The organism is Streptomyces sp. NPDC050528 (assembly GCF_044457795.1).
GTDB lineage: Bacteria > Actinomycetota > Actinomycetes > Streptomycetales > Streptomycetaceae > Streptomyces.
Window position 1 is genome coordinate 82,837 of the sequence record NZ_JBITHH010000003.1, and the last position, 23,855, is coordinate 106,691.

A 23,855-nucleotide genomic window follows, 5' to 3' on the forward strand; every position below is an offset into this window, starting at 1 on the left:
GGTTGACGTCGAAGGGCCCGGCGGCCGTACCGCCGGGCCCTTCGCACATCAGCGCACGGCCCTCCCGTACCGGGCGAACACGGTGTACCCCGGCTTCTCCACCTCCAGGCACTCCAGGTGCGCGGGCGGACCGTCCGCGGCGAAGAGCCGCTCACCGGTGCCGACGACGGTGGGGAAGGTGATGAGCCGGTACTCGTCGACCAGGTCCTCCGCCATCAGCGTGTGGACCACGCTCAGGCTGCCCATGACGATCACCTCGCGCTCCTCGCGTTTCACGGCGTCGACGAGCTCGCCGTCGAGGACGGTCGAGTTCGCCCACGCCGAGGCATCGGTCAGGGTGCGGGAAGCGACCAGTTTCGACGTGGCGTTCATACGGTCGGAGAACGGGTCGTCGCGGCCCGGCCACAGCCGCGCGAACGCCTCCCACGTGCCACGGCCGAGCAGCAACACCCCCTCGCCCAGGGTGTCGGCCAGCCGGAACCTGTCGCCCTCGATCTCCTCGCGGCCGTAGCGGAAGAGCCAGCCTCCGTACGGGGTGCCGTCGGACCCGTCGGGGTCGGAGACCACCCCGTCCAGGGTGGTGAACTGAATGACGGTGACGCTCATGATCCATGTCCTTTCGGTCGATGCTCACCGGTACGTACCGGCGGCAGCGGCCGAACTCATCGCGGCGGGAGCGGTCGATCCGGAGAAATCCGCTGCGGCAGGTCGAAGGACGCCAGCACCTGCGGCTCGGTGAACACGACGTTGCTGGTGACACGGCCGGAGACGACCGTGAACACCTGGACGCTGTGCAGCCACCGGCCTCCGTCGGGATCCGACGCGTATGCGGCGAGCGCGGGCTGCGAGTTGGCCACGATCGGCTGCAACGCCCAGTCCGTACCCCGGAGTTCGAAGACCCGCCGCATGAACGCGCCGTAGTGCTCGGTGCCCCTGAACCAGAGCGGGACCGGCGGCATCTCCAGGACCACGGCGTCGGCCAACAGCCGTACCAGGGCGGGGACATCGGCCGCCTCGAACGCCCGCAGGTAGCTGTCGACGACCTCGCGTGCCCCGGGGTCGTCCGGTTCGGCGATCGCGTCGTCGTCGACCTCCGTGACGGCGGCGCGGGCGCGCTGGAGCGTGCTGTTGACGGCCGGGACGGTGGTGTCGAGCTGTTCGGCGACCTCGGCGGCGCTGAACTGCAGCACCTCGCGCAGCACGAGCACGGCCCGCTGCCGCGCGGGCAGCCGTTGCAGGGCGACGACGAGCGCGAGCCGCATGTCGGCGCGGGCCTCCATGTCGTAGCGCGCGTCGGGGAAGGGCTGGAGCCAGGGGATGTCGGTCGCGGGGGTGAGCGGTGTTCCGGGGTCGTCGCCCGGTGCGCCGAGGCCGGACGGCAGGGGGCGGCGGGCGCGGCCTTCGAGCGCGGTGAGGCAGACGTTGGTGGCGATGCGGTAGAGCCAGGTGCGCACGGACGCGCGTGCGGGGTCGTACCGGTCGCGGGCCTTCCACGCGCGCAGCATCGTCTCCTGGACCAGGTCCTCGGCCTCGTGGAACGAGCCCAGCATGCGATAGCAGTACGCCACCAGTTCGCCCCGGTGCGGTTCGAAGTCCACCCGTCCATCATGGCGTACGGGCCTGCTAACGTCCCCTGGTGTTCTCCCTCCTCGAACCCCCGTTCCTCAGCCGTCTGCGCGATGCGCGCCGGATCCTCGTCGCCGGTGCGGGCGGCGGCTTCGACGTCTACGCCGGGCTGCCGCTGGCCCTCGCGCTGCGCGCGGCCGGCAAGGAGGTGCACCTCGCGAACCTGTCCTTCGCCGACCTCTACGGCCTCGACCAGGACGTGTGGGTGGACCGGGACGTCGCCGCCGTACGCCCCGACACCCAGGCTCGGGGCGACTACTTCCCCGAGCGGTCGCTCGCGCGCTGGCTCGACCTGCACGACCTGCCGTCGACCGTGTACGCGTTCCCGCTGACCGGTGTACAGCCGCTGCGGGACGCGTACCGCACGCTGATCGGGCATCTCGGCGGTGTCGACGCCGTCGTGCTGGTGGACGGCGGGACCGACATCCTGATGCGGGGCGACGAACACGGGCTGGGCACGCCGGAGGAGGACATGGTCAGCCTCGCGGCGGTGAACGGGCTCGACGAGGTACCGGTGCGGCTGGTGGCGTGCCTCGGGTTCGGTGTGGACGCGTATCACGGGGTCAACCACGCGCTGGTGCTGGAGAATCTGGCCGCGCTCGATCGCGAGGGTGCCTATCTCGGTGCGTTCTCGCTCCCGCGCGAGAGCCGCGAGGGGCAGCTGTATCTCGATGCGGTGGCCCACGCCCAGGAGTCCACACCGGACCGTCCGAGCATCGTCAACGGCTCCGTGGCGGCGGCTGTGCGTGGGGACTTCGGTGACGTCCGTTTCACCGAACGCACGCGCGGCGGCGAGCTGTTCATCAATCCGCTGATGGCGCTGTACTTCTGCGTGGACGCACCGGCACTCGCGCGCCGCAACCTCTACCTCGACCGGCTGGGGAAGACCGCGCTCATCCGCCAAGTCAGCTCGCTCATCGAGGAGTTCCGCGACGAACTGCCCCGACAGCGGCCACCGCGCGCGTATCCCCACTGACCGAGCCGGTCGGCAGGCGCCCCCTCGCGCCGGCGGCGGGAGTGCGGGCGGACAGAACACGCAGGCTCACCACGGTGGTCGCCGCGAACGCGAGCATCCCGCAGCCGATGGCGACCCCGGCCGACAGAGCCGTCAACCGGTCGAGACCCAGGGCATGTTGGAAGACGGGCGCCGCGCCGATCGACAGCACCGGCGCCAGGCACAGGGCGGTCAGATGCAGTCGCCATTCCTCCCGGGCCCAGTCCCGGCCCTGGCGTCCAGCGCGTCGGGCGTTGACGGCCATCACCGCGTAACTGACCGCGTAGGGAAGGAGATAGGCCCACAGCAGTCGCCGTCCGGTCGCGCCGAAGTCGACATAGGACCGGGCGATCCACAACAGGGCGGCGGCTCCGGCGAGTTGGGCGACGGCGAGCACGAGCAGCGGTGCCCAGGAACCCGAGACGCCCTCCACCGTCGTACGGCGGTCCCGTGCGCGCGAGGTGATCAGCGCGCCGAACGCGACCACCGAGCCGAGGTGCATGATCGCCACCTGGTTGATCTGCTCCATGGTCAGGCCGGGCAACAGCCTTGGCAGGAAACCCCATTCGAGGCGCAGCAGCGGAGCGGTGAGGAGGAACGCGTAGCAGAGGAGCATCCAGCGCTGGTGCAGGTCGGGGAGGCCGCCGATCGCGGCGAGGATGCCGAAGGTGACGCTCATGACCGTGCCGACCAGGAGGGTGGCGAGCACGATCCAGAACGCCGGGCCGCTGAACGCGTCCTTGGGAGCCGTGCGCGCCAGGTAGATGCCGGCGCCGGCCATCGAGACGTAGACCGTGACCGCGAAGACCACGCCCAGCGCACGGTGCAGGCGGGTGCGTCGGCGGGCGGCGGTGAGGAGTTGGGCGGGGCCGAGCAGCATGAGGGCGCCGCCGAGGACCGAGTGCACGATCATCGGGACGAGGCTGTGGCGGTAGGGCGCGACGCGGCCCGCGAGGGCGTCGGTGACGTAGCGCGGATTGACGACGCGGCCCATGACCCATTCACCGAAGGCGGGGGCGCCGGGGCGGGCGTACGGCCAGAGTTCGGTCATCGCGATCGGCGCGTAGGCCAGGCACACGGCCGTGATCGCGATCATCGTGGCGCGGCGCCAGGTGCTGTTCGTCGGACGACGCACGGCGGCCCCCCTGCCGGCTCAGGGTCTCGACCCGGCCCTCGATGGTCTCGTCTGGACTATCGAGACGGTAGGGCCGACGGTCGCCGGGGTCAACGGTCCTGCGTGCGTTCGTCGCGGTGCCGCACCCACTGCCAGAAGTCGACCATCATCCGCTCGTACCGGATGCCGAACTCCAGCGCCTCGCGCTGCCCCGGGGTCAGCAACCCGCCCACGCCGTCGGCGAGTTCCTCGTAGCCCTGGAGGGTCTTCTCGTGTTCGCCGAGCTGGACCGGGGCGAGGACCTCGGGACTCCCGCCGAACCACAGCTTCAGAATGCCGCGCTCCCTGGCCTCGACCGGCACGAACTCCGGGTCGTCCAGCCAGGTCCGGAGGACGGACCGGCCCTGGCCGGTGAGGGTCAACACCCGGCGGTTGCGGCCGCTTTCCTGCCGTACCTGGGACAACAGTCCCGCGTCCAGCAGCCGGTCGCACTGTGCGTACACCTGCGCGTGGGGCACCGACCAGAACGGCGCGACCGTGCGCGCGGCCTCCGTCTTCACGTCGTACGGGCTCGCCTCGCCCAGTTTGTCGATGATGCCGAGGACGAGGTAGGAGGAGGTGGTCAGCCGCGCGTCAGACATGCGCCGACCGTATCGCGGGCTCGAACGAATACTTCAGGGCCGCAAATGATGTGAACTGCCCCCTGACGGGTAGTTCTTAACTCAGCTAGCCCTTAACTCAGCGCCTCTTCCGCGTGAACACCTCCACTCAAAGGAACTGTGGTCTTGGCTCTCGCGTACCCTGACGCCCCATCAGCCCGCAGGCCCGGGCGTACTTGGACCATTCGCATCACAGGTCACCGCGACCGTACCGCTTCGGTGAGCTGCTCCTCCGGGTGCGGCATGCCGGCCCGGTCGCGGGACATCGCGGCCCTGCGCCGCTTCGCCGAAGCCCATGCGGCGGCCCATGTCAGAGCGGCGACCGTACGCCCCGACGCGGCCTGCGGCTGCCGTCGTCAGCGGTGTGCGGCGCACGAGGGGACCCGGGTCGACTGCTCGGGCTCGGTGCTGCTCGTGCTGCGCCACGATCCCGCGGTCGGTCAGGTGTGGACCCTGGCCGAGGTCTGCGCGGCCTGCGCCTCGCTGATGACGCACACCCGTGTCGTCGGCAAGTCGCTGCCGCGCACCCGGCCGCCCCGCGAGGAGACGGTCGTCCCCCTGCAGGCGCCCTCCGCGCCGGGCGCGCGTTCGGTACCGGCCGGGTTCAGCGCGCCCCCGTCCGAACCGGGCGTCCCGTCGCGGCCGGGCGCCGCGAACAGGCGTCGGGGACGGTGAGATCCGGTGGCACACGGAAGGGACCCGCCCCGAGCGGATGGTGGGCGGGTCCCGTCCGCCCCACCATTCTGCGGACAGGTCCACGTCAGAGGCACGCGTGAAACCCGCCCGCCCGGAGTGAACGGATCACACCCCGCGCGTAAGCTCACGCGGTATCCCTGAAAAAACGGGCATACGAGACTCCATGACCCCTGCGCGACCCCCCGCTTGACCCGCCAAGATCTCCGACGGTGATACTGGTGGGTCAGCACCGCTCCCGCCCGCAGATTGGCTTATGTCGAACTCCTCCACAGCTTCGCCCACGATCCCTCACACGGTGTGGCTCGCCCACGGCCGCCATGTCGGGTCCGACGACGCCGCCGATGTCGTACGGCGACAGCTGCAACGGCTCAAGGACCGCGAGGTCATCGACGACCACCTGGAACCGGATGAGGACCAGCACGAGGATCCGCGCGAGCGGGTCTTCGAGGCCCGATGGCGGGTGGAGGGAACGGTGACCGTGCGGGCACGGCTGACGTTCCCGCCTACTCCGGAACCGGGTTCGGCCGCTGCCGCCTCCGTCGCGACCGAGGGCCGGGAATGGCTCCTGGTCGCGGAGGCCGAGCGGGTCTGGGATCCCCGCTGGCCCTCCCCCGCGACCATGTTCTGGCCCGAGGACGCCGACGCCGGCTGGGACCACGTGGCGGTTCCGGGGCTGCGCTTCGGACAGGTCAATCCGCTGCCGTCCGACGAGAAGGAGCTGCGGCGCCTGTTCCGGAGCTGCGCTCAGGACGGCTGGAGCATCCACGTCGTCGTGCACGAGGCGATGACCCCGGATGCGCACGGCCGGAAGCCCCTGGCACGACTGCTGCCCGCGAGCCTCCGGCACTGCGTGGTCGAACACCGGGCCACACCCGATCAACTACGCTCCGTCAACTGGGCGTTGCTGCGCGAGTTCGACTTCCAGGTGCCGCGCGGCGGCGCCGTGATCCTGCCCACCAGTCCGGTGGCCCCCTCCTACGACGTGCGCGAGTTCTCCGTGCGCAGCGTCTTCCTCGACGGCTCCGAGCCCACCGAACTCGTGGACGTGCTCTGCCGTTACGCCGCCTCCGCGCGTCCGCTGCCCGAGGGCGGCCAGGAGGCTGTCACCGCGCTGCGCGAGCAGTGGAAGCTGATGACGATGGAGGAGGAACTGGCGCGTGAGCGCAGGCTCGTGGCCATGTACGCCGAGGCGCTCGAAGCGATGACCAAGTCCCGTGACCTGTACCGGGAGTCGGCGGACCGGGCCAACGAGGCGCTCGCCGCGCTGCGCGAGTCCGCCGGTGCCGGCGTGCCCGGGGCGCCGACTCAGCCGGGCGGGTCCCCGTTCCAGCGGACGTTCGGTCGGCTCAGGGACGCGACGAAGGCGCTGCGCCCCGCCGCACCGACCGACAGCGACCGCGCTGATCCGCCGAGTGACGGTGACCGCTCGGCCGAGGAGAAGTAGGCGTTCGGTACCGGGCCGGGAAAACCTCTTCTCTCAGATGACTTTCCAGGCCCCTCAGTCACACCGAAAGCCGACGCAGCGCGATGCCGATGGTGAAAACGAACCACCAGTGGTGATCACCGCCCACGCGCCCCGGCCGGCCGCCGTCCTAGCTTGGCGGCATGCCGATGCAACCCTGGTTCCGCGATGCCAAGTTGGGCATCTTCGTCCACTACGGGATCTACGCCGTCGACGGTGTGCCGGAGTCCTGGTCCTTCTACTCGGGCCAGGTCCCGCACGACCAGTACATGCGCCAGCTCGACGGGTTCACCGCCGCACGCTACGAACCGCGGGCCTGGGCACGGCTGTTCGCAAGGGCGGGTGCCAAGTACGCGGTACTGACCGCCCGCCACCACGACGGAGTCGCCCTGTGGGACACGGCCCACGGTGACCTGGACGTGGTCCGCCGCACCCCGGCGGGCCGCGATCTGATCGGCCCGTACGCGCAGGCGCTGCGCGAGGAGGGTCTCAACGTCGGCCTGTACTACTCCCATTCGGACTGGAACCACCCCGACTACGCCAGCACGGTGCACCCCCAGCCACCCGACGAGGAGATCCGCACCAACCCGTACGCCTCCGCACGCCCCGGCCACGAGGACCCGGCCGCCTGGGCGCGCTACCTCGCCTACCGCAACGGCCAGGTCGGCGAGCTGGTCGACCGCTTCCGGCCCGACCTGTTGTGGTTCGACGGCGAGTGGGAGCGCAGCGAAGAGCAGTGGGGCATGCGGGAGTTGGCGAAGCTGATCCTCGCCGGGAACCCCGACACCGTCCTCAACGCCCGCATGCTCAGCCACGGCGACTATGCGACGCCCGAGCAAGGGGTGCCGTTGCAAGCGCCGGACGGGCCTTGGGAGTTGTGCCTGACGGTCAACGACTCGTGGGGTTTCCAGCACGGGGACGAGCACCACAAGTCGGTGCGACAGCTGGTGCGTTACTTTACGGAGACGATCGGGATGGGCGGCAATCTCCTGCTCGACGTGGGCCCGAAGGAGGACGGGACGATAACTCCCGCACAGACGGTGCGGCTTGAGGGACTCGGCGCGTGGATCGCCCGCCACTCCGAGGCGGTGTACGGCACGGTCGCCGGTCTGCCCGCCGGGCACCACTACGGGCCGAGCACTCTCTCCGCCGATCGCCGCACGCTGTATTTGGTGTGCTTCGATCCGCCCCGCGAGTCGGTGTCGGTGCGTGGGCTGCGTACGCCCGTCAAGCGGGTCACCGTCCTCGGCACCGGTGCCGAGCTCGGCCACGACGTCATCGGCGGGCTCGGTGAGGTGCCGGGCGTGACGTGGATCGACGCGCCGGGCGCGGCCGACGTGGACGAGTCGGCGACGGTCCTGGCGGTCGAGCTGGACGGGGAGTTGGACGTGTACCGGGGAGCGGGTCGGGACTGAGGCCTGCGGCACCCGTGACACCGGCCCGCACGCCCCACCCTCAGATCCCGCCCACCCGTGCCCGAACTGCCCTGGGTGAAGCGCCCAGTTCGCGTCGGCACGCCTTGTTGAAGGCCTGGAGGTCGCCGATGCCGACGGCGGCCGCGATCGCCGGGATGGAGAGGGTCGACTCGCGCAGCAGGTGCCGGGCGCGTTCCATGCGGCGGTGCCGGAGGTAGGCGACGACGGTGGTGCCGGTCTCGGCGCGGAAGAGGCGGATGAGGTGGTTGTGCGAGACGCTGGCCGCCTGCGCCACGTCGGGGACGGTCAGTTGGGCCGCGAGGTTCGACTCGATGTGCGCCATGGCCAGGGCGAGCGCCGGGTGGGGGCCGGTGGTCCCGCCCGCTGCCGGAGTCGCCAGGTCCGCCACGCGCCACAGCACCGTCCACAACTCGGCTGCCGCGCGCGCTGAGTTGCGCGGTGCCGCCGCCACGGCACGCTGCATCAGGTCGGTCAGCACGGGCGTCTGCGTACCGGCGTCCTGCATCACGGGCACGGTCAACCGCTCGCCTGCCGACGGGAGTTCCAGGTGGGCGAAGAGATGCTCGGAGCGGCCCCGGTAGTGGAACCGCACCAGCGCGCCGGGCGGGACCAGGCTCACATGGCCGGGCCTGATCTCGTGCGCCACGCCGTCGACCGTCAACTCGGCCTCGTAGCGGTACAGATGGAGCTGCCACAGGTCCGGCAGCCGGAACACGTCGCGCGGGCTCACCGTGCCGTGCACGCCGACACCGAGGCCGGCCACGCGCGGTGGGGCGTCGAGGCCGATCCGTACGTGGGTTCCGGTGCCGTTGGTCGTGCTCACGGTGAAAACGTACCAGCGCCCGACAAGGGGTCAACGGCTGTCAAGGCTCTTCGAAGCGTTCGGGTGTGATGTTCCCCTCGTCGGCCATACCGGGGCCGTAACAGGGCATCCGGATAGGGCACATGCCGTGCGGCCGGACCGGGAAAAGGGGCGCCAGTGGACTCGACCACGACCGTGATCGTCATCGTCGCGGTGCTCGCGGTGATGCTGCTCGCCGTGGCCGTCGGAGTGTTCGTGCGGCTCGTCCGTACCCGGCGCTCGATGAAGCGCGCAGGGCTTCCGACCGGCCCCAAATGGGTTTTCTGGGGTGCCGTCCTCTACTTCGTGCTGCCCACCGACCTGATGCCCGATCCCGTGTATCTGGACGACATCGCCGTCCTCCTCCTCGCTCTTCGCACGATGCGCAACTCCCTCGGGGAGCAGGAGAAGGGGCTGCCGCGCGAGCTCGACTGACCCCGGTACGCGCGGCGCGCTCCTTACTTTGACTACGCAGAGTAAGGAAACCATTCACTCGTTCGATTCGTATAAGTCTCTGGAAGCAGACGGAAGTCAGCGGGCCAAGCGACCTCGCAGGGTGGCCACCGCTTGCACGAGGCAGTACCGACGAGGGAGAGACGATGCAACCGTTCGCGCTCAACTACGCTCGCCCGGCAGCACAGTTGGAGCTCACCGCTCCGTACAGCTACGACTCCGGACTGCAGTTGAACGTGCTCGCCGACGGACGGGTCGCCGCCCATGATCTCGCTCTGCTGAGAGAATTGGGGACCACGACGTCCACCGCGGGATCGAAGACTCACTTCGACGACTGAACACGGAACGACGAAAATGACCGTCCTGGTCCTTACCTGCGAAGAGGACGTCACGGCGGACATGGTGGTGGTGCACCTCCACGCGTCCGGCGTCCCCGTGGTCCGGATCGATCCCGCCGACCTCACCGGCGGGGTCGCGCTGTCCGGGGAGTACGTGCACGGAGCCTTCCGCGGTCATCTGTCCGCCGGGGGGCGGCTGGTGAGCGTGAGCGGACTGCGGTCCATCTGGGTGCGCAGACCGGGCACCCCGGCGACCCGCGCACCCCAGCCCTCCGCGTGGCTGACCGAGGAGGCCTCCCAGGCGCTCTACGGCATGCTCCGCGGCTCCGGCGCCCGCTGGATGAACCACCCCGACGCGTCCCGCCGCGCCCGGCACAAGCCCTGGCAGCTGCGCCACGCCCAGCACAGCGGCCTGCCCGTCCCGGCCACCCTGATCACCACGTTCCCGCAGGCCGCCCGCGAGTTCTCGCGGCGCTTCCCGGACCTGGTGGTCAAGCCGGTCTCCGGCGCCCATCCGCAGGATCCGCCCCGCGCGGTGCCGACGAGCCGGGTCGCGCCGGACACCGACTTCGCCGCCGTCGCGTTCGGCCCGACGCTGCTGCAACGCCGGGTCGCCAAGCGCGCGGACATCCGGCTCACCGTCGTCGGCGACCGCATGCTCGCCGCCCGTACGGCGACCGCCCCCGACACCGACCCCACCGAGGTCGACGTCCGTTTCGCCGCCTCCGCGCAGCCCTGGAGCCCCGTCGAGGTCCCGCCGCGCATCGCCGCGTCCGTCCTGACGTACATGCGGGACGCCGAACTGGCCTACGGCGCCTTCGACTTCGCCGAGGACGGCGACGGGACCTGGTGGTTCCTGGAGTGCAACCAGTCGGGCCAGTTCGGCTTCGTCGAGGCGGAGACCGGCCAGCCGATCGCCCGGACGATCGCGGAGTGGCTGGCCCTGCCCGCCGCCTCGGAACGGGAGGGCCTCGTCAACGGGTCGGACAGTGCGGTCGGTTGAGCAGTAACGGTTCGCCTGAGGCGGACGGGGTGCGCGCCCCGGGTCAGGAGTGGCGCTCTGCCCCGTATGTCCCCAACAGGCTGCACACCGCGTCCTCTTCGACCGCGCGCACCTTGGCCAGGAGTTCCGGGTTCCCCGCCTGGTTCACCTGAGTTGTCAATGAGAAAGTGAGCGAGCGCCGGCCGTCGGGGGTCGCCGCCATCAACTGTGTGTAACCGAGGGTGTTTCCGGTATGTCCGAGTACGACCCCGCACCGGGTGTCGTAGCGGAAGATCGCGAGTCCGGCGCTGTTGCGACCCGGGCCGGCCGGTTCGGAGGCGCCGGGGATCCAGTGCCGCTGCTCCTGGACGACCGGCTTCGAGGTGAGGGCCCCGGCGGCGTAGCCGCTGATGAACGCGGTCAGGTCGCGGGGCGATGAGGTGATTCCGCCCGAGGCCCACACGCCGGACATGCCGATCGCCTCGCTGACGTCCTCCGGTCCGTTCGGTCCGCCGACGACGTATCCGCGCATGTACGGCTCCGGCATCTCGTACCCCTGCGGCAGGCTCGTGTCACGCAACCCCAGCGGCTTGTACACGTCGTGCCGCAGCAGGTCCTCGTAGCGCGCGCCGGTCGCCGCCTCGGCCATCAGCGCTACGGCGATGTTGTCCGAGTTGGAGTAGCGGTACTGCGAGCCCGGCGTGAAGCGCAGCGGTTCGCCCGCCACGAAGTCGAGCAGGCGCCGCGAGTCGAAGTGATGGTGGGGGTCGGCCTGGAGGAGGCTGCGGAAGCGGGTGCTCTCGCTGAAGTCCGGGAGTCCGCTGGTGTGTTGGAGGAGCTGGCGCAGGGTCACCTTCCGCCAGGCCCGGGGCAGGCGGGGCAGCCGGGTGCCGATCGTGTCGTCGAGGGCGAGCCGGTGCTGCTGTACGAGATACAGGGCCTCCGCCCCGCTGAACGCCTTGCTGGTGCTCGCGGTCCGGGTGTGGTCGTTCGGTTCGAGGGGGCGGCCGGTGGTGATGTCGGCGGTGCCGGCGCGGAGGACGCGTCGGTGGTCGCCGTCGCGCAGCACGACGATGACGCCGGGCGGGCCGTCGGGGGCGGCGACGAGTTCGTCGAGGCCGCGCTGGAGGGAGTGGTCGTCGGCCGCGGCGGGCGAGGCGGGGACGAGGGCGCCCACGCAGGTGGCGACCAGGAGGGAGACGAGGCGGAGCGGGAGGGGCATGGAGTGTCCTGGGGCAGTGGGGTCGGGGCACGACCAGAATCCGGGGGTCCGTCGGCGTCCGCGCGGGCGTGTGCTCCATACGGCCCCCTCCCCCTGTTCACCTCCCGCGGTGTTGCCCCGCCGCCCGGGCTGTGCCGTAATCGGATGACCCGTGGTGCGGATCTTGGAGGTGCCGTGCCGCGCCGGAAGGAGCGGCTGGGATGGACGCGTACGGTGCCGGGGACGGTGTCTCGGCCGCCCCGGGAGGGCTGCTGGACCTGTTGCGGGTCGCGGCGGTGGTCCTGGACGCGGGCGGCTACATCACGCTGTGGAGCCCCGAGGCGGAGCAGTTGCTCGGCTACTCCCCCGAGGAGGCGCTCACCCAGCGCGCGGACCGACTGCTGGTGTCGCCCGACGACCGGGTCAGGGCGCGTGAGCTGTTCGCCCAGGTCGGTACGGGTGCCCGCTGGGCCGGGGTCTTCCCGCTGCTGCACCGGGACGGCACCGAGCGGCCGGTGGAGTTCCGCACGATGCGGCTGCGCGACAGCCACGGTCAGGCGCATCTGCTGGGTCTCGCGGCGGACGCCACGACCGTACGGACCGTGGAGCGGGACCTGGCCCTGTCCCACAGCCTGGTGCGGCAGACGCCGGTGGGCATCGCGGTCTTCGACACCGATCTGCGGTGGATCGGCGTCAACCCGGCGCTGGAGCGCATCAACGGCGTACCGGAGGAGCAGGTCGTCGGGCGCCGGGTCGGCGAGGTGCTGCCCGGGCTGGACGTGGCCGCGATCGAGTCGCGGATGCGGCACGTGCTGATCACCGGCAATCCGCTGCTCGACCAGCAGACCGTGGGCCGGACGGCGGCCGACGTCGTGGACCGCGCGTACTCGGAGTCGTACCACCGCATCGAGGACGCCCAGGGCCGGGTCCTCGGGCTCGCGATGGCCGTCCTGGACGTCACCGAGCGGGAGCAGGCGGCGGCCGAGGTCGCACAGGCGCGCCAGCACCTGTCCGTCGTCGCGGAGGCCGGGGTGCGGATCGGGACGACGCTGGACCTCCAGCAGACCGCGCGGGAACTGGCCGACGTCGCGGTCCCGCATGTGGCCGACCTGGCCGCCGTCGACGTACTGGAATCGGTCGTCACGGACGGCACGATCACCCCGGTGACCGAGGACGCGCAGGTCGAGTTCCGCGCGCTCGCCGTCGCCGCCGGATACCTGACCGACGCGATCCACGCGGCGGACCCGGTGGGCGAGTTGGCCACCTACGGCCCGAACCGCATCATCACCCAGTGCGTCCGCGAGGCCGGCCCGATCCTCGTCGAGCGGGTCGACCCGCCGATGATGCGCCGCATCGCCCGGGACGGCCGCGCCGCGCAGACCCTGCGCACGGCGGGCGTCCACTCCTACCTGGCCGTCCCGTTGATGGCCCGCGGCGAGGTGCTGGGCACGCTGAGCCTGTACCGCACCGTCAACGAGCGCCCCTTCGACGAACAGGACCGCGTCCTCGCCACGGAACTCGCCGCGCGCGCCGCGATCTGCATCGACAACGCCCGCCTCTACGGCCGCGAACGCACCACCGCGCTGACCCTCCAGCGCAGCCTGCTGCCACCGGCCCCGGCCCGGCAGGCGGGGCTCGACATCGCGGCCCGCTATCTGCCGGCGCTGAGCGAGGTCGGGGGCGACTGGTACGACGTGCTGCCGCTGGGGCCGGGGCGCACCGGTCTCGTCGTGGGCGACGTGATGGGCAAGGGGGTCCAAGCCGCCGCCATCATGGGGCAGTTGAGCACCGCGACCCGCGCGCTGGCCCGACTCGACCTGCCACCCGCGGAGTTGCTGCACCACCTCGACGACCTCACCGGTTCCCTCGGCGACGCGATCGCGACCTGCGCGTACGGCGTCGTCGACTTCAACCGGGGCACCTGCGAGCTGTCCAGCGCCGGACATCTGCCGCCCGTCCTGATCCACCCGGACGGCACCGCGGAACTCCTCGACATCCCCGGCGGAGTCCCGCTCGGCGTAGGGGGAGTCGATTTCGGAACCGCCGAAGTCGACTTCACCACGGGCGCGTTGCTCGCCCTCTACTCCGACGGGCTGGTGGAGAACCGCGGCGAGTCCATCGACGTCGGACTGCACGCGCTGACACGGCTGTTGCAGAGTTCCCGCCGCCCGCTGGAGCAGACGAGCGACATGCTCCTCAACGCCCTGCGCCCGGAGCCCGACGACGACGTGGCACTCCTCCTGGTCCGCGTCACGGGCTGACCGGTCAGGCGCCGGTGGTCGAACCCGGGCGAATGATCATGAGGACGGTGACGGTGGCCCACAGCAGGTTGAAGATGCCGGTGAACATGGCGAGTTGAACGGTCCCGGAACGCTCCACGGCCTGCTGTGCGCCGAGTTGCTCCAGGAGTTCGTCCTGGCGGGGCAGCACGAAGGCGATCAGGATGCCGGCCGCCACCGCGGTGAGGGTGATGGAGGCGATGAGCCAGCCGCTGCCCAGGACGCCCATGGCGGAGGCGGTCGCGAAGCCGAAGAGGGGCACCGCCAGCCCGACCGCGCCGTAGAGACGGCAGATGCGGTGCAGCAGTCGTACGGTCGTCACGCCCGCGTCCGGTCCGTCCGGGCCCGTGAGAGCGCGGCGGGCCGCCGGTGGGAACATGCTGGCGGCGACGGTGACGGGGCCGACCGCGACGATGGCGGCCAGGACGTGCAGAGTGAGAAGGATCTTGGTCACCGGCCCAGGCTAGGGACGTCCGGCGCGCGGGCACAGAGGCTGAAACGACAGCTTCCAACGGATTCTCGCCACCGCCCCTCACCGGGTGACTGTGGCAGAAGGCCCTGTCACGGCCTTGGCGGGAATCGGCCTATCGTGGTGTTCATGCACACCGTCGCGATCCTCGTTCTCGATCATGTGGTGCCGTTCGACATGGCGACACCGATGGAGGTGTTCGGCCGTACCCGGCTGCCGGACGGCCGCAGCGCCTACCGGGTGCGGGTGTGCGGCGAGACGCCGGAGGTGCGGACGGACGGGTTCGCGCTGCGGGTCGACCACGGGCTCGAAGCGCTGGCGGACGCCGACACCATCATTGTCCCGGGCCGTTCGGAGCGGGCCGCGCCGCCGTCAGCACGGGTGCTGGCGGCACTGCGGGAGGCGGCAGCGGCCGGTACCCGGATCGTGTCCATCTGCGTGGGTGCCTTCGTGCTCGCGGAGGCCGGACTGCTGGACGGGCTGCGCGCCACCACGCACTGGGTCGCCGCCGAACTGCTGGCCCGCACCTACCCGTTGGTCGAGGTGCAACCGGACGTGCTGTACGTCGACAACGGGCAGATCCTCACCTCGGCCGGGGCCGCCGCCGGGCTCGACCTGTGTCTGCACCTCATCCGGCGCGACTACGGCTCGGCGGTCGCCGCGGACGCGGCCCGGCTGTCGGTCATGCCGCTCGAACGCGAGGGTGGGCAGGCGCAGTTCATCGTCCACGAGCACCCGCCCGTCCCGCAGGGCTCGACCCTCGAACCGCTTCTCCAGTGGATCGAGGACAACCTCTCCCACGAGGTCACGCTCGGGACGCTGGCTTCGCGATCGGGCATGAGCGAGCGGACGTTCAGCCGCCGTTTCCGCGAACAGACGGGCAGCACACCACTTCAGTGGCTGCTGCGGGCCCGCGTGCGACGGGCTCAGTATCTGTTGGAGAACAGCGACCACACCGTCGAACGCATCGCCCAGCAGGCCGGGTTCGGCTCCCCCACCGCGTTCCGGGAACGCTTCCGCCGGGTGGTCGGCACCAGTCCGCAGGCGTACCGCTCGGCGTTCCACGGCAGGCCGGTCGCCGAGGCGACCCCGGCCTGACAGCCCTACGCGGCAGCTCGGCCGTCCGCGACCACGCTCTTCGGGGTGCTGCGCGCCGCCGCCAGCAGGGCGTCCGCCTTGACGATGGCCTCCCGGATGCCGGTGGTGCCCATCATCACGCAGAGGGTGTAGACGACGTCGTTCAACTCGGAGGCCGCCTGCGGGCGTTGCCTCTCCGCCTGGGAGATACGCAGCGCCGCGTACCGGGTGAGCAGTTTCCTGACGGCCTTCGGGTCCGGCACGAGCACGGAGCGCCCCTTTCTCGATTTTCCCTCCGTGTGCCCGGCCGGCGCCGTGCCAAGCGCACGAATACGACACACCGGCGCGCCCTTGACACAACGTTGTCGACCTGCGGTCAGGCGACCTGCCCGCTGTGCAGTGCCGTGTACGCCCCGCCCCGGCGAAGGAGTTCGTCGTGCGTGCCGACCTCCAGGATCTCCCCGTCGCCCATCACGACGATCCGGTCGGCGCCCCGGACGGTGGACAGCCGGTGGGCCACGACGAAGGTCGTACGGCCGCGCAGCAGCCGGGCGAGCGCCTGCTGGACGAGGGCCTCCGAGCGGGTGTCCAGCGCCGAGGTCGCCTCGTCCAGGACGAGTACCTTGGGGTCGCGGATCAACGCCCGTGCGATGGCGAGGCGTTGACGCTGGCCGCCGGAGAGCCGGGCTCCGCGCTCACCGACCAGGGTGTCCACTCCTTGCGGCAACTTCTCCACGAACTCAAGGGCGTTGGCGTCCCGCAGCGCCGCGCGCACCGTCTCCTCGTCGGCGTCGTCCATGCCGTAGGCCACGTTGTCGTGGATCGTGCCGTCGAAGAGGATCGACTCCTGGGGGACGACCGAGACGAAGCGGCGGTAGGTGCGCAGGTCGAGGGTGTTCATGTCGGTGCCGTCGAGCAGGAGTTGGCCGGTGGTGGGGCGGATGAAGCCGATGACGAGGTTGAGCACGGTGGACTTGCCGGCGCCGGACGCGCCGACGAGGGCGACCGTCTCACCGGGTGCGACGGTGAGGGTGAAGTCGTGGACGGCGGGCCGGAGTTGCTCGTCGTAGGTGTGGCCGACGTGCTGGAAGGTGACGGCTCCGCGCACCTCGGTGACCTGCGTCCTGCCCTCGTTGTCCTCCAACTCCGGGGCCTGGAGCACCTCGCCGACCGAACGGACGGATTCCAGGCCCTTGGTGATGACCGGGGCGAGGCCCGTGAGGGTCGTGGTGGAGTTGGTGAGCGTGGTCAGGAAGGCGCTCAGCATCACGACGTCTCCGGCGGTGACGCCCCAGACGCCGTAGTACGACACCAGAGCCGCGCCGGCGAGGACGAGGACGCCGACGACGTTGAGGACGACCCAGGCGAGCGAGCCGAAGCGGCCGTTGAGGAGGTCGAGGCGGTTTCCGGAGGTGAGGAGTCGGCGCAGGGTGCCGTCCATGCGGCGCAGGGCCTTGCCCTCCAGGCCGTGGGCGCGGGTGACCGGGATGAGGCGGGTCATCTCCGTCACGCGCGAGGAGAGGGTCTCGACCTCGTGGCGGAAGTGCTCGTTGTGGGTGCGCAGTCGGGCCCGCAGCCGGGAGACGAGCAGCGCGGCGACCGGTACGACGACGATGAAGACGGGCACGAACTCCGGTGTGCGGAAGCCGATGATGACCAGGCCGCCGGTGAGCACGGTGATCGCGCCGAGCCCGGTCTCGGCGGTCTGCTGGACCATCTGCTCGACGGTCTCCACGTCGCGCACGACCTTGGCCTGCAGCACCGCGGCGCTGACCCGGGAGTGGTAGCCGATGGAGAGCTGCTGCATGCGGGTGCACAGCGCCGAGCGCAGATCGGTGCCCATACGGCGGACGCTGCCGTAGAGGAGGCGGACGTAGAGCACGTGCAGGGGGTAGTTGATCAGCAGGATGAACAGGATGATGCCGGTACTCGTCCAGAGTCTGCTGACCGGCTGGTGCTGGACGACGGTGTCGATGATGGACGCGGTGATCAGCGGGAGCAGCCAGATGGGGCTGTGCTTGACCGTGAACACGACGACGGCCAGGGCCAGTTGCCTGCGGTCGGCCCGGAACAGGTAGGCCAGGGTGCCGATCGGGTGTTCGTCGCGGTAGCGGTGGTCGAGCGGTTTCTCCGTGGTCGATGCCATCGGTGGTGGTCCTCCCCCTGTGACCGGACAGCCCCCTGTGGCCAGGCGGCGGGCAAGCGCTTTCTGCCCTTGCCCGCCCCTACTACACCTCAGACATCAGGGTCTTCTCAAACGGCGTCCAGCTCCGCGATCTCCTCGGCGGAGAGGGTGAGTTCGGGAGCGGCGGCCGAGTCGCGGATCGTCTCGGGGCGGCTGGCGCCCGGGATCGGTACGACGACCGGGGACTTGGCGAGCATCCAGGCCAGGCACACGCGCTGCGGGCTGACACCGTGCTTCTCGGCGATGGTGGCGAACGGCGCGTAGGCGGAGCCGAGTTCACCGGCGCGGGCGATGCCGCCGAGGGGGCTCCAGGGCAGGAACGCGATGCCGAGTTCGTCGCAGAGGTCCAGCTCCGGCTCGCTGGAACGGAACGCCGGGGAGAACTGGTTCTGCACGGAGACCAGCCGGCCGTCGAGGATCTCGTTCGCCAGCCGGATCTGCTCCGGGTCCGCATTCGAGATACCGGCCATGCGGATCTTGCCCTCGTCGAGCAACTCCCGTACCGCGCCCACCGATTCGGCGTACGGGACCGTCGGGTCGGGGCGGTGGAACTGGTAGAGCCCGATGGCCTCCACGCCGAGCCGGCGCAGGGACGCCTCGCAGGCCTCCTTCAGGTACGCGGGGCTGCCGTTCAGGGTCCAACTGCCGTCGCCGGGGCGCAGATGGCCGCCCTTGGTCGCGACCAGGACGTCGGCGCCCCGGTCGTGGGAGGCGAGGGCCTTGGCGATCAGGGTCTCGTTGTGCCCGACCTCGTCGGCGAACTGGTGGTAGGCGTCCGCGGTGTCGATCAGCGTCACGCCCGCGTCGAGCGCGGCGTGGATGGTCGCGAGGGAGCGTTCCTCGTCCGGCCGCCCCTCGATCGACATGGGCATACCGCCCAGGCCGATCGCACTGACCTCGACGTCACCGATACGGCGGGTGTCCATGCTGGTGCTCCTCCTCCGGCTGTCACGCGGAACCGTGCCGTCCCGCACCGCCGGAGCCGGATCTCGGCCACGACAGGCAGGACGCAGCCTCCACCCTCCCCGGCCCGGGTCCGCAGGTCCAATAGAAGAAATCGAACGGATCCAGCAGCGGGACTGCTCAATCGGGACGAGCTCGACGGGCACGGCTCGACGGGGGCTGCCCAGGGCAGCGGCCGAGGGGGGCGGTGGCGAGAGGGCTTGCCTAAACCATTTAGGCAAATACATAATGACTTTCGTCGAATGGGAGGAAGGTTATGCCCAGAGCAGGGCTGACGCCGGAGCGGCTGACCGTCGCGGGGGCGGAGCTGGCCGACGAGGTCGGCTTCGAGCGGGTGACCGTCTCGGCGCTCGCCCGGCGGTTTGACGTCAAGGTCGCGAGTCTGTACTCGCATCTGAAGAACTCCCACGAACTCAAGACCAGGATCGCCCTGTTGGCGCTGGAGGAACTCGCCGACCGGGTCTCCGACGCGCTGGCCGGACGGGCCGGCAAGGACGCGCTGGCCGCCTTCGCGGACGCCTATCGCGACTACGCCCGGGAGCACCCCGGCCGGTACGAGGCGGCCCGGTTCCGGCTCGATCCCGAGACGGCGGCCGCCAGCGCCGGCGTGCGGCACGCGCAGATGACCCGGGCGATCCTGCGCGGCTACGACCTCGAGGAGCCCGACCAGACGCACGCCGTTCGAATGCTGGGCGGCGTCTTCCACGGCTACGTCAGCCTGGAGCTGGCCGGCGGCTTCGAGCACAGCGCGCCCGACTCGCGGGAGTCCTGGGCCTGGATCGTGGACTCGCTCGACGCGCTGCTGCGGAACCGGGCCGCGCCCCACGACTGACGTACCCCTGATCCGGCGCATCCCGGCGCCAGGGCTCGCGCGTCACGGTTCCGGGACCGACGTACCCCGATTCCGGGGCTGACGTACTCCGGTTCCGGGGCTGACCTCTTTCGGACATCTTGATCGACAGGTTGAGGCAATGAGCACCGAGCACGACACGATCACCACCCCCGTCACCACCGACCTGCTGCGCGGCTTCCTGGACGTGGAGACCACCGAGCACGGTCTGCTGCCGCACCGGCTGCCCGCCCGTGCGCGCCGGCAGTTCCCCGACGACCAACTCGCCGTGGCCGAGGCGCAGCCCTCCGGTGTACGGCTGGTCTTCCGCACCCGGGCCACCACGGTCGAGCTGGACACGCTGCCCACCAAGCGCGTCTACCAAGGGTTTCCGGCCCCGGCGGACGGTGTGTACGACCTGCTGGTCGACGGCCGTCTCACCGCGCAGGCCACGGTGGCCGGCGGCAACGTGCGCACGATCACCGACATGACGACCCAGTCCTCCGAGTTCACGGAGGGGCAGCCGGGCACCGCCCGGTTCGCCGATCTGCCCGCGGGTGACAAGGACATCGAGATCTGGCTCCCGCACACGGAGACCGCCGAGTTGATCGCCCTGCGCACCGACGCCCCGGTCGAGCAGGCTCCGGACCGCGGGCGCAAGGTGTGGCTGCACCACGGGAGTTCCATCAGCCACGGCTCCAACGCCACGCATCCGACGGCCATTTGGCCCGCTCTGGCAGCAGCCGAGGGTCAAGTGGAGCTCGTCAACCTGGGGTTCAGCGGCAGTGCGCTGCTCGACCCGTTCACCGCCCGGGCGATGCGGGACACCCCGGCGGACCTGATCAGCGTGAAGATCGGCATCAACATCGTCAACGCCGACGCGATGCGGCTGCGCGCCTTCGTCCCGGCGGTCCACGGTTTCCTCGACACCATCCGCGAGGGGCATCCGACGACACCGCTCCTGGTCGTGTCCGCGATCCTCTGCCCGGTGCAGGAGGACACGCCCGGCCCTCTCATGCCCGACTTCGACGGCGGAAGCCTGCTGTTCAAGGCCACGGGCGACCCGGCCGAACGCCCCCTCGGACGCCTGACCCTCAACGTCATCCGCGAGGCACTGGCCCGCATCGTGGAGCAACGGGCGGCCGACGACCCGAACCTGCACTACCTCGACGGCCGTTCCCTCTACGGCGAGCAGGACTACGCCGAACTCCCGCTGCCCGACGCGGTCCATCCCGATCCGGCGGGACACCGGCGCATCGCCGAGAACTTCGGGCGGCTCGTGTTCGGCGAGGGCGGCCCTTTCTCGACCGGGACAGGGATCGGGACCGACTGAGGTTTTCGTACATCGGCTCAGACCGGCCGTGCCGGGCACGGTGCGCCGTAGATCAACTGGTCGGTCCTGAGCCTGACTTGGGGGCGGTCCGCAGAACCGGTCGAAGACGTGGACGGTCTCTTTCCGCACTCTTTCCGCACCGGTGAATGAGCAGTCGAGGCTGATCAGAACGTCCCGTCGTCGCGCGTGTAGTTGGGGCTCAGTTTCAGCAACGCGGCGACGGCGGGGCTCGGTTCGCGGCCTGCGCGGACGGCGAACGACAGGGCGAGCGAAGGCACGGGACCGGACACCGGCTTGACCACCACACCGGCCGTACCCACCGGCTCGTAACGGGGTACGACGGCGGCGCCACCGATGGCTCGCACATACGACGCGGCCGAGACGATGTCCGTGATCTCGACGGACACGCGGCGCGTGATGCCGAGTTCGCCGAAGGCCCGGTCCATGGCCGTGCGCGACCCGAAGCCTCTCGCCCCCGAGACGAAGTTCTCGTGGGCGAGGTCCTTGAGCGCGATGCGTTCCCGCTGCGCCAGCGGATGATCGGTCGGCAGGATCACCACGTACGGGATCGTCGCGAACTGCCGCAGGTCGAGGTCGTGCGCCTCGGAGGCGGGCAGGGCCACGACGCCGACGTCGAGGCGGCCGCGGCGCACGTCCTCGGCGATTCCGCCCGATCCGGATCCGGAGACCTGGATCCGTATGTCCACGAGGGGGTGGCGTTGGCGGAAGGCCCCCACCAGGCGTGGCAGGTCGAGCGCCGTGATGCGGGTCATCGTGCCGACGCGCAGGCTGCCCCGCAGGGTTCTCGACGCCTCGCCGACCACTTCCCTCGCCCGTTCCGCCGCCCCGACGACCGACTTGGCCTCCGGCAGAAACAGCTCGCCCGCCGAGGACAGGGCCACGGTCCTGGTCGAGCGGTCGAAGAGCGACACCTGAAGTTCCTCCTCCAGCGCGCGGACCGCTGCCGACACGGTCGACTGAGCTGCGAAAAGGCGAGCCGCGGCGCGGGTGAAGCTGAGTTCTTCGGCCACGGTGATGAAATAGCGCAACTGCCGTAATTCCATCCGCGAATTATCGATTTCTTCGATAACACCTGTCAATGTTTTTCGTTGGACTCGATATACCTTCTGCGCCAGGCTGTCGGCGACAGCAACTCCCGCTGTACGACGAAGGGTTGGCCATGAGCAAGCAGGTTTTAATCGTCGGAGGCACATCCGGTATCGGCCGCGAACTGGCCGCGACTTATGCACGGCAGGGCACCTCCGTGATCATCGCCGGCCGCGACAGCACCCGCGCGGAGAAAGTGGCCGCGGAAATCAATACCGAGGTAGATTCCCAGCAGGTGCGGGGCATTGAGGCCGATCTCGCCAAGCCCGAGCTTCTCAAGGAGGCGCTGAGCGGCATCGAGCACGTCGACTCGATCGTGCTCACCGGCATGCGGCGCGACAACAACACGATCGCCGACTACGACATCGCGGGGGCGACAGAGTTGGCGATCGCCAAGATCGTCGGCTACACCACGGTCGTCCACGCGCTGCGGTCGCGCATCTCCCCCACCGGTTCGGTGCTGCTGTTCGGCGGCCTGGCCAAGGACGCGCCCTACCCCGGTTCCACCACGGTCACCGCTGTGAACGCCGGTGTGACAGGCCTGGTGGCGACGCTGGCCAAGGAGCTCGCGCCGGTCCGCGTCAACGCGATCCATCCCGGCATGGTCGGCGACAGCCCGTACTGGGCCGGCAACCAGCCCGTCCTGGAGGCGGCACGTGCCCGCATCCTGACCGGTGTCATTCCCACGATGCGGGACATCGTCGAGGGCTCCGTGTTCCTGCTGGAGAACCCGGCGGCGAACGGCGTGAACCTCGACCTCAACGGCGGCCACGCATGACGGACGCCCTGCCCACGCTTGCCGTGATCGGCATCGGCCGCATCAGCCGCCCCATGGTGGTGCGCCTGCGCCGGGCAGGGCACAGCGTGACCGTGACCAACCGCACCCGGGCCCGCGCCCTCGATGTCGCGGCCGAGACCGGCGCCCGCGTGGTGAGCACCCCGCGTGAGGCTGCCGCCTCCGCCGACATCGTCATCGTCTGTCTGACGGACGACACGGCGGTGAGCGAGGTCTACCAGGGGTCCGACGGCATCCTGGCCGGGCTGCGGCCGGGAACAACCGTCCTGGAGACCAGCACGATCGCCCCGCAGACGGTCAGCACCCTGGCACCGCTGGTTCGCGAACGCGGCGCCACTCTCCTCGGCACACCGGTCTCCGGCTCCGTCGAACTCGCCACACGCGGCGAACTCACCTTCCTGGCCGGCGGTCCCAAAGAAGCACTCGACCAGGTACGCCCCGTCATGGACGTCCTCGCCACCCGCGTCCTCCACTTCGGGGAATCGGGCAGCGGCAACATCATGAAGCTCGCGATCAACTCACTGCTGCTGTCCATGGCAACAGCCTTGTCCGAAGCTCTGGTTCTGGCAGAACGCGCCGGCATCGACCGCGCCGCCGCCTACGACGCCTTCACCCAGAGCGCGGCCGCGGCCCCCTTCGTGCTCTACAACCGCGACAACTTCGTACGACCGCACGAAGCGGCCATCCACATGACGCTGTCGCTGGTCGCCAAGGACCTGACGCTGATCGACGCCCTGGCGTCATCCGTGGGCGCGCCCATGGCCCAACTGGACGCGAACCGCAGGCTCGTCGACCAAGCGATGGCCGCCGGACTGGAAGACCGCGACGGCGTCTCCGTCCTGGCCGAACTCCTGCGCCACAACGCCACGGCCCAGGCACGACGGCAGCCGGGACAGCCGAATCCCAGCCGTTGACGAGCATGCGCCGAGTGGCCGGAAGGGCTTGCGCACCTGCCCTGTTCATGTGGCACGCTCACCGGCGACCGGCCGGTCGCAATGACTCCGGTCGCGTCACC

The 23,855-nt window shown here is 70.5% G+C and carries 24 protein-coding genes; 13 read left to right on the forward strand and 11 right to left on the reverse strand.

Features of this window, described 5'->3' with window-relative positions:
* Nucleotides 1-48: 48 nt before the first annotated feature.
* Together ACIBK4_RS11745 and ACIBK4_RS11750 are read right to left on the reverse strand one after the other, a co-directional pair.
* A complete protein-coding gene (locus ACIBK4_RS11745) occupies nucleotides 49-606 on the reverse strand; it encodes a dihydrofolate reductase family protein (protein ID WP_398994469.1) in 558 nt (185 codons plus the stop codon).
* 56 nt (nucleotides 607-662) lie between these two features.
* Complete coding sequence (locus ACIBK4_RS11750) at nucleotides 663-1,598, reverse strand: sigma-70 family RNA polymerase sigma factor (RefSeq protein WP_398994470.1); 936 nt, start codon at nucleotides 1,596-1,598, stop codon at nucleotides 663-665.
* A 38-nt stretch (nucleotides 1,599-1,636) separates the two neighbouring features.
* Between ACIBK4_RS11750 and ACIBK4_RS11755 the strand changes: the two genes are divergently transcribed.
* Nucleotides 1,637-2,602: a DUF1152 domain-containing protein gene (locus ACIBK4_RS11755; protein WP_398994471.1), complete on the forward strand. Its 966-nt coding sequence runs from the start codon at nucleotides 1,637-1,639 to the stop codon at nucleotides 2,600-2,602.
* Here ACIBK4_RS11755 and ACIBK4_RS11760 read toward each other — a convergent pair.
* Both ACIBK4_RS11760 and ACIBK4_RS11765 read right to left on the reverse strand, forming a co-directional pair.
* A complete protein-coding gene (locus ACIBK4_RS11760; RefSeq protein WP_398994472.1) occupies nucleotides 2,541-3,755 on the reverse strand; it encodes a DUF2306 domain-containing protein in 1,215 nt (404 codons plus the stop codon). The two genes, ACIBK4_RS11755 and ACIBK4_RS11760, sit on opposite strands and share 62 nt — an antisense overlap.
* A gap of 89 nt (nucleotides 3,756-3,844) precedes the next feature.
* Complete coding sequence (locus ACIBK4_RS11765; protein ID WP_398994473.1) at nucleotides 3,845-4,375, reverse strand: PadR family transcriptional regulator; 531 nt, start codon at nucleotides 4,373-4,375, stop codon at nucleotides 3,845-3,847.
* 261 nt (nucleotides 4,376-4,636) lie between these two features.
* Here ACIBK4_RS11765 and ACIBK4_RS11770 point away from each other — a divergent pair, with 261 nt between their 5' ends.
* The 3 genes from ACIBK4_RS11770 (at nucleotide 4,637) to ACIBK4_RS11780 (ending at nucleotide 7,966) form a co-directional block, all read left to right on the forward strand.
* The gene (locus ACIBK4_RS11770; protein WP_398994474.1) at nucleotides 4,637-5,068 is read left to right on the forward strand and encodes a hypothetical protein; all 432 of its coding nucleotides are present in this window, start codon (nucleotides 4,637-4,639) and stop codon (nucleotides 5,066-5,068) included.
* Nucleotides 5,069-5,384: 316 nt separating this feature from the next.
* Nucleotides 5,385-6,533: a hypothetical protein gene (locus ACIBK4_RS11775; RefSeq protein WP_398994475.1), complete on the forward strand. Its 1,149-nt coding sequence runs from the start codon at nucleotides 5,385-5,387 to the stop codon at nucleotides 6,531-6,533.
* Nucleotides 6,534-6,694: 161 nt separating this feature from the next.
* Nucleotides 6,695-7,966: an alpha-L-fucosidase gene (locus ACIBK4_RS11780; RefSeq protein ID WP_398994476.1), complete on the forward strand. Its 1,272-nt coding sequence runs from the start codon at nucleotides 6,695-6,697 to the stop codon at nucleotides 7,964-7,966.
* Between the two features lie 40 nt (nucleotides 7,967-8,006).
* Here the strand turns inward: ACIBK4_RS11780 and ACIBK4_RS11785 are convergent, their stop codons facing one another.
* The gene (locus tag ACIBK4_RS11785; RefSeq protein WP_398994477.1) at nucleotides 8,007-8,810 is read right to left on the reverse strand and encodes a helix-turn-helix domain-containing protein; all 804 of its coding nucleotides are present in this window, start codon (nucleotides 8,808-8,810) and stop codon (nucleotides 8,007-8,009) included.
* A 156-nt stretch (nucleotides 8,811-8,966) separates the two neighbouring features.
* Here ACIBK4_RS11785 and ACIBK4_RS11790 point away from each other — a divergent pair, with 156 nt between their 5' ends.
* From ACIBK4_RS11790 to tgmB, 3 genes are all read left to right on the forward strand, one after another.
* Nucleotides 8,967-9,263: a YkvA family protein gene (locus tag ACIBK4_RS11790; protein ID WP_366430877.1), complete on the forward strand. Its 297-nt coding sequence runs from the start codon at nucleotides 8,967-8,969 to the stop codon at nucleotides 9,261-9,263.
* Nucleotides 9,264-9,427: 164 nt separating this feature from the next.
* A complete protein-coding gene (tgmA, locus tag ACIBK4_RS11795) occupies nucleotides 9,428-9,619 on the forward strand; it encodes a putative ATP-grasp-modified RiPP (RefSeq protein WP_033283043.1) in 192 nt (63 codons plus the stop codon).
* Nucleotides 9,620-9,635: 16 nt separating this feature from the next.
* On the forward strand, nucleotides 9,636-10,622 hold the full coding sequence (gene tgmB, locus ACIBK4_RS11800) for an ATP-grasp ribosomal peptide maturase (RefSeq protein WP_398994478.1): 987 nt from the start codon (nucleotides 9,636-9,638) through the stop codon (nucleotides 10,620-10,622).
* A 43-nt stretch (nucleotides 10,623-10,665) separates the two neighbouring features.
* Here the strand turns inward: tgmB and ACIBK4_RS11805 are convergent, their stop codons facing one another.
* Nucleotides 10,666-11,823 carry a serine hydrolase domain-containing protein gene (locus ACIBK4_RS11805; protein ID WP_398994479.1) on the reverse strand — a complete coding sequence of 386 codons (1,158 nt, stop codon included), beginning with the start codon at nucleotides 11,821-11,823 and terminating at the stop codon, nucleotides 10,666-10,668.
* A gap of 200 nt (nucleotides 11,824-12,023) precedes the next feature.
* Here ACIBK4_RS11805 and ACIBK4_RS11810 point away from each other — a divergent pair, with 200 nt between their 5' ends.
* Nucleotides 12,024-14,063, forward strand: a complete 2,040-nt coding sequence (locus tag ACIBK4_RS11810; protein WP_398994480.1) for a SpoIIE family protein phosphatase — start codon at nucleotides 12,024-12,026, stop codon at nucleotides 14,061-14,063.
* 4 nt (nucleotides 14,064-14,067) lie between these two features.
* On the opposite strand, the gene ACIBK4_RS11815 is transcribed toward ACIBK4_RS11810, so the two are convergent.
* The gene (locus tag ACIBK4_RS11815) at nucleotides 14,068-14,535 is read right to left on the reverse strand and encodes a hypothetical protein (RefSeq protein ID WP_398994481.1); all 468 of its coding nucleotides are present in this window, start codon (nucleotides 14,533-14,535) and stop codon (nucleotides 14,068-14,070) included.
* A 144-nt stretch (nucleotides 14,536-14,679) separates the two neighbouring features.
* Between ACIBK4_RS11815 and ACIBK4_RS11820 the strand changes: the two genes are divergently transcribed.
* A complete protein-coding gene (locus ACIBK4_RS11820; protein ID WP_398994482.1) occupies nucleotides 14,680-15,648 on the forward strand; it encodes a GlxA family transcriptional regulator in 969 nt (322 codons plus the stop codon).
* A 5-nt stretch (nucleotides 15,649-15,653) separates the two neighbouring features.
* Here the strand turns inward: ACIBK4_RS11820 and ACIBK4_RS11825 are convergent, their stop codons facing one another.
* The 3 genes from ACIBK4_RS11825 to ACIBK4_RS11835 all read right to left on the reverse strand — a co-directional run bounded on the left by ACIBK4_RS11825 (nucleotide 15,654) and on the right by ACIBK4_RS11835 (nucleotide 18,738).
* Nucleotides 15,654-15,896 carry a DUF5133 domain-containing protein gene (locus ACIBK4_RS11825; protein ID WP_398994483.1) on the reverse strand — a complete coding sequence of 81 codons (243 nt, stop codon included), beginning with the start codon at nucleotides 15,894-15,896 and terminating at the stop codon, nucleotides 15,654-15,656.
* A gap of 107 nt (nucleotides 15,897-16,003) precedes the next feature.
* Nucleotides 16,004-17,773 carry an ABC transporter ATP-binding protein gene (locus tag ACIBK4_RS11830; protein WP_398994484.1) on the reverse strand — a complete coding sequence of 590 codons (1,770 nt, stop codon included), beginning with the start codon at nucleotides 17,771-17,773 and terminating at the stop codon, nucleotides 16,004-16,006.
* A 107-nt stretch (nucleotides 17,774-17,880) separates the two neighbouring features.
* The gene (locus ACIBK4_RS11835) at nucleotides 17,881-18,738 is read right to left on the reverse strand and encodes an aldo/keto reductase (protein ID WP_398994485.1); all 858 of its coding nucleotides are present in this window, start codon (nucleotides 18,736-18,738) and stop codon (nucleotides 17,881-17,883) included.
* A 293-nt stretch (nucleotides 18,739-19,031) separates the two neighbouring features.
* Here ACIBK4_RS11835 and ACIBK4_RS11840 point away from each other — a divergent pair, with 293 nt between their 5' ends.
* Nucleotides 19,032-19,607, forward strand: coding sequence for a TetR/AcrR family transcriptional regulator (locus ACIBK4_RS11840; protein WP_398994487.1), 576 nt, complete (start codon nucleotides 19,032-19,034; stop codon nucleotides 19,605-19,607).
* Nucleotides 19,608-19,746: 139 nt separating this feature from the next.
* Nucleotides 19,747-20,937 carry a GDSL-type esterase/lipase family protein gene (locus tag ACIBK4_RS11845; RefSeq protein WP_398994488.1) on the forward strand — a complete coding sequence of 397 codons (1,191 nt, stop codon included), beginning with the start codon at nucleotides 19,747-19,749 and terminating at the stop codon, nucleotides 20,935-20,937.
* A 164-nt stretch (nucleotides 20,938-21,101) separates the two neighbouring features.
* On the opposite strand, the gene ACIBK4_RS11850 is transcribed toward ACIBK4_RS11845, so the two are convergent.
* Entirely contained in the window at nucleotides 21,102-22,001 is a 900-nt protein-coding gene (locus ACIBK4_RS11850) for a LysR family transcriptional regulator (protein WP_398994489.1), read from the reverse strand.
* Between the two features lie 116 nt (nucleotides 22,002-22,117).
* On the opposite strand from ACIBK4_RS11850, the gene ACIBK4_RS11855 reads away from it, so the two are divergent.
* Nucleotides 22,118-22,822, forward strand: coding sequence for an SDR family NAD(P)-dependent oxidoreductase (locus ACIBK4_RS11855; RefSeq protein WP_398994490.1), 705 nt, complete (start codon nucleotides 22,118-22,120; stop codon nucleotides 22,820-22,822).
* On the forward strand, nucleotides 22,819-23,754 hold the full coding sequence (locus ACIBK4_RS11860) for an NAD(P)-dependent oxidoreductase (RefSeq protein WP_398994491.1): 936 nt from the start codon (nucleotides 22,819-22,821) through the stop codon (nucleotides 23,752-23,754). The genes ACIBK4_RS11855 and ACIBK4_RS11860 overlap by 4 nt, the downstream gene beginning before the upstream one ends.
* Nucleotides 23,755-23,855 lie beyond the last annotated feature (101 nt).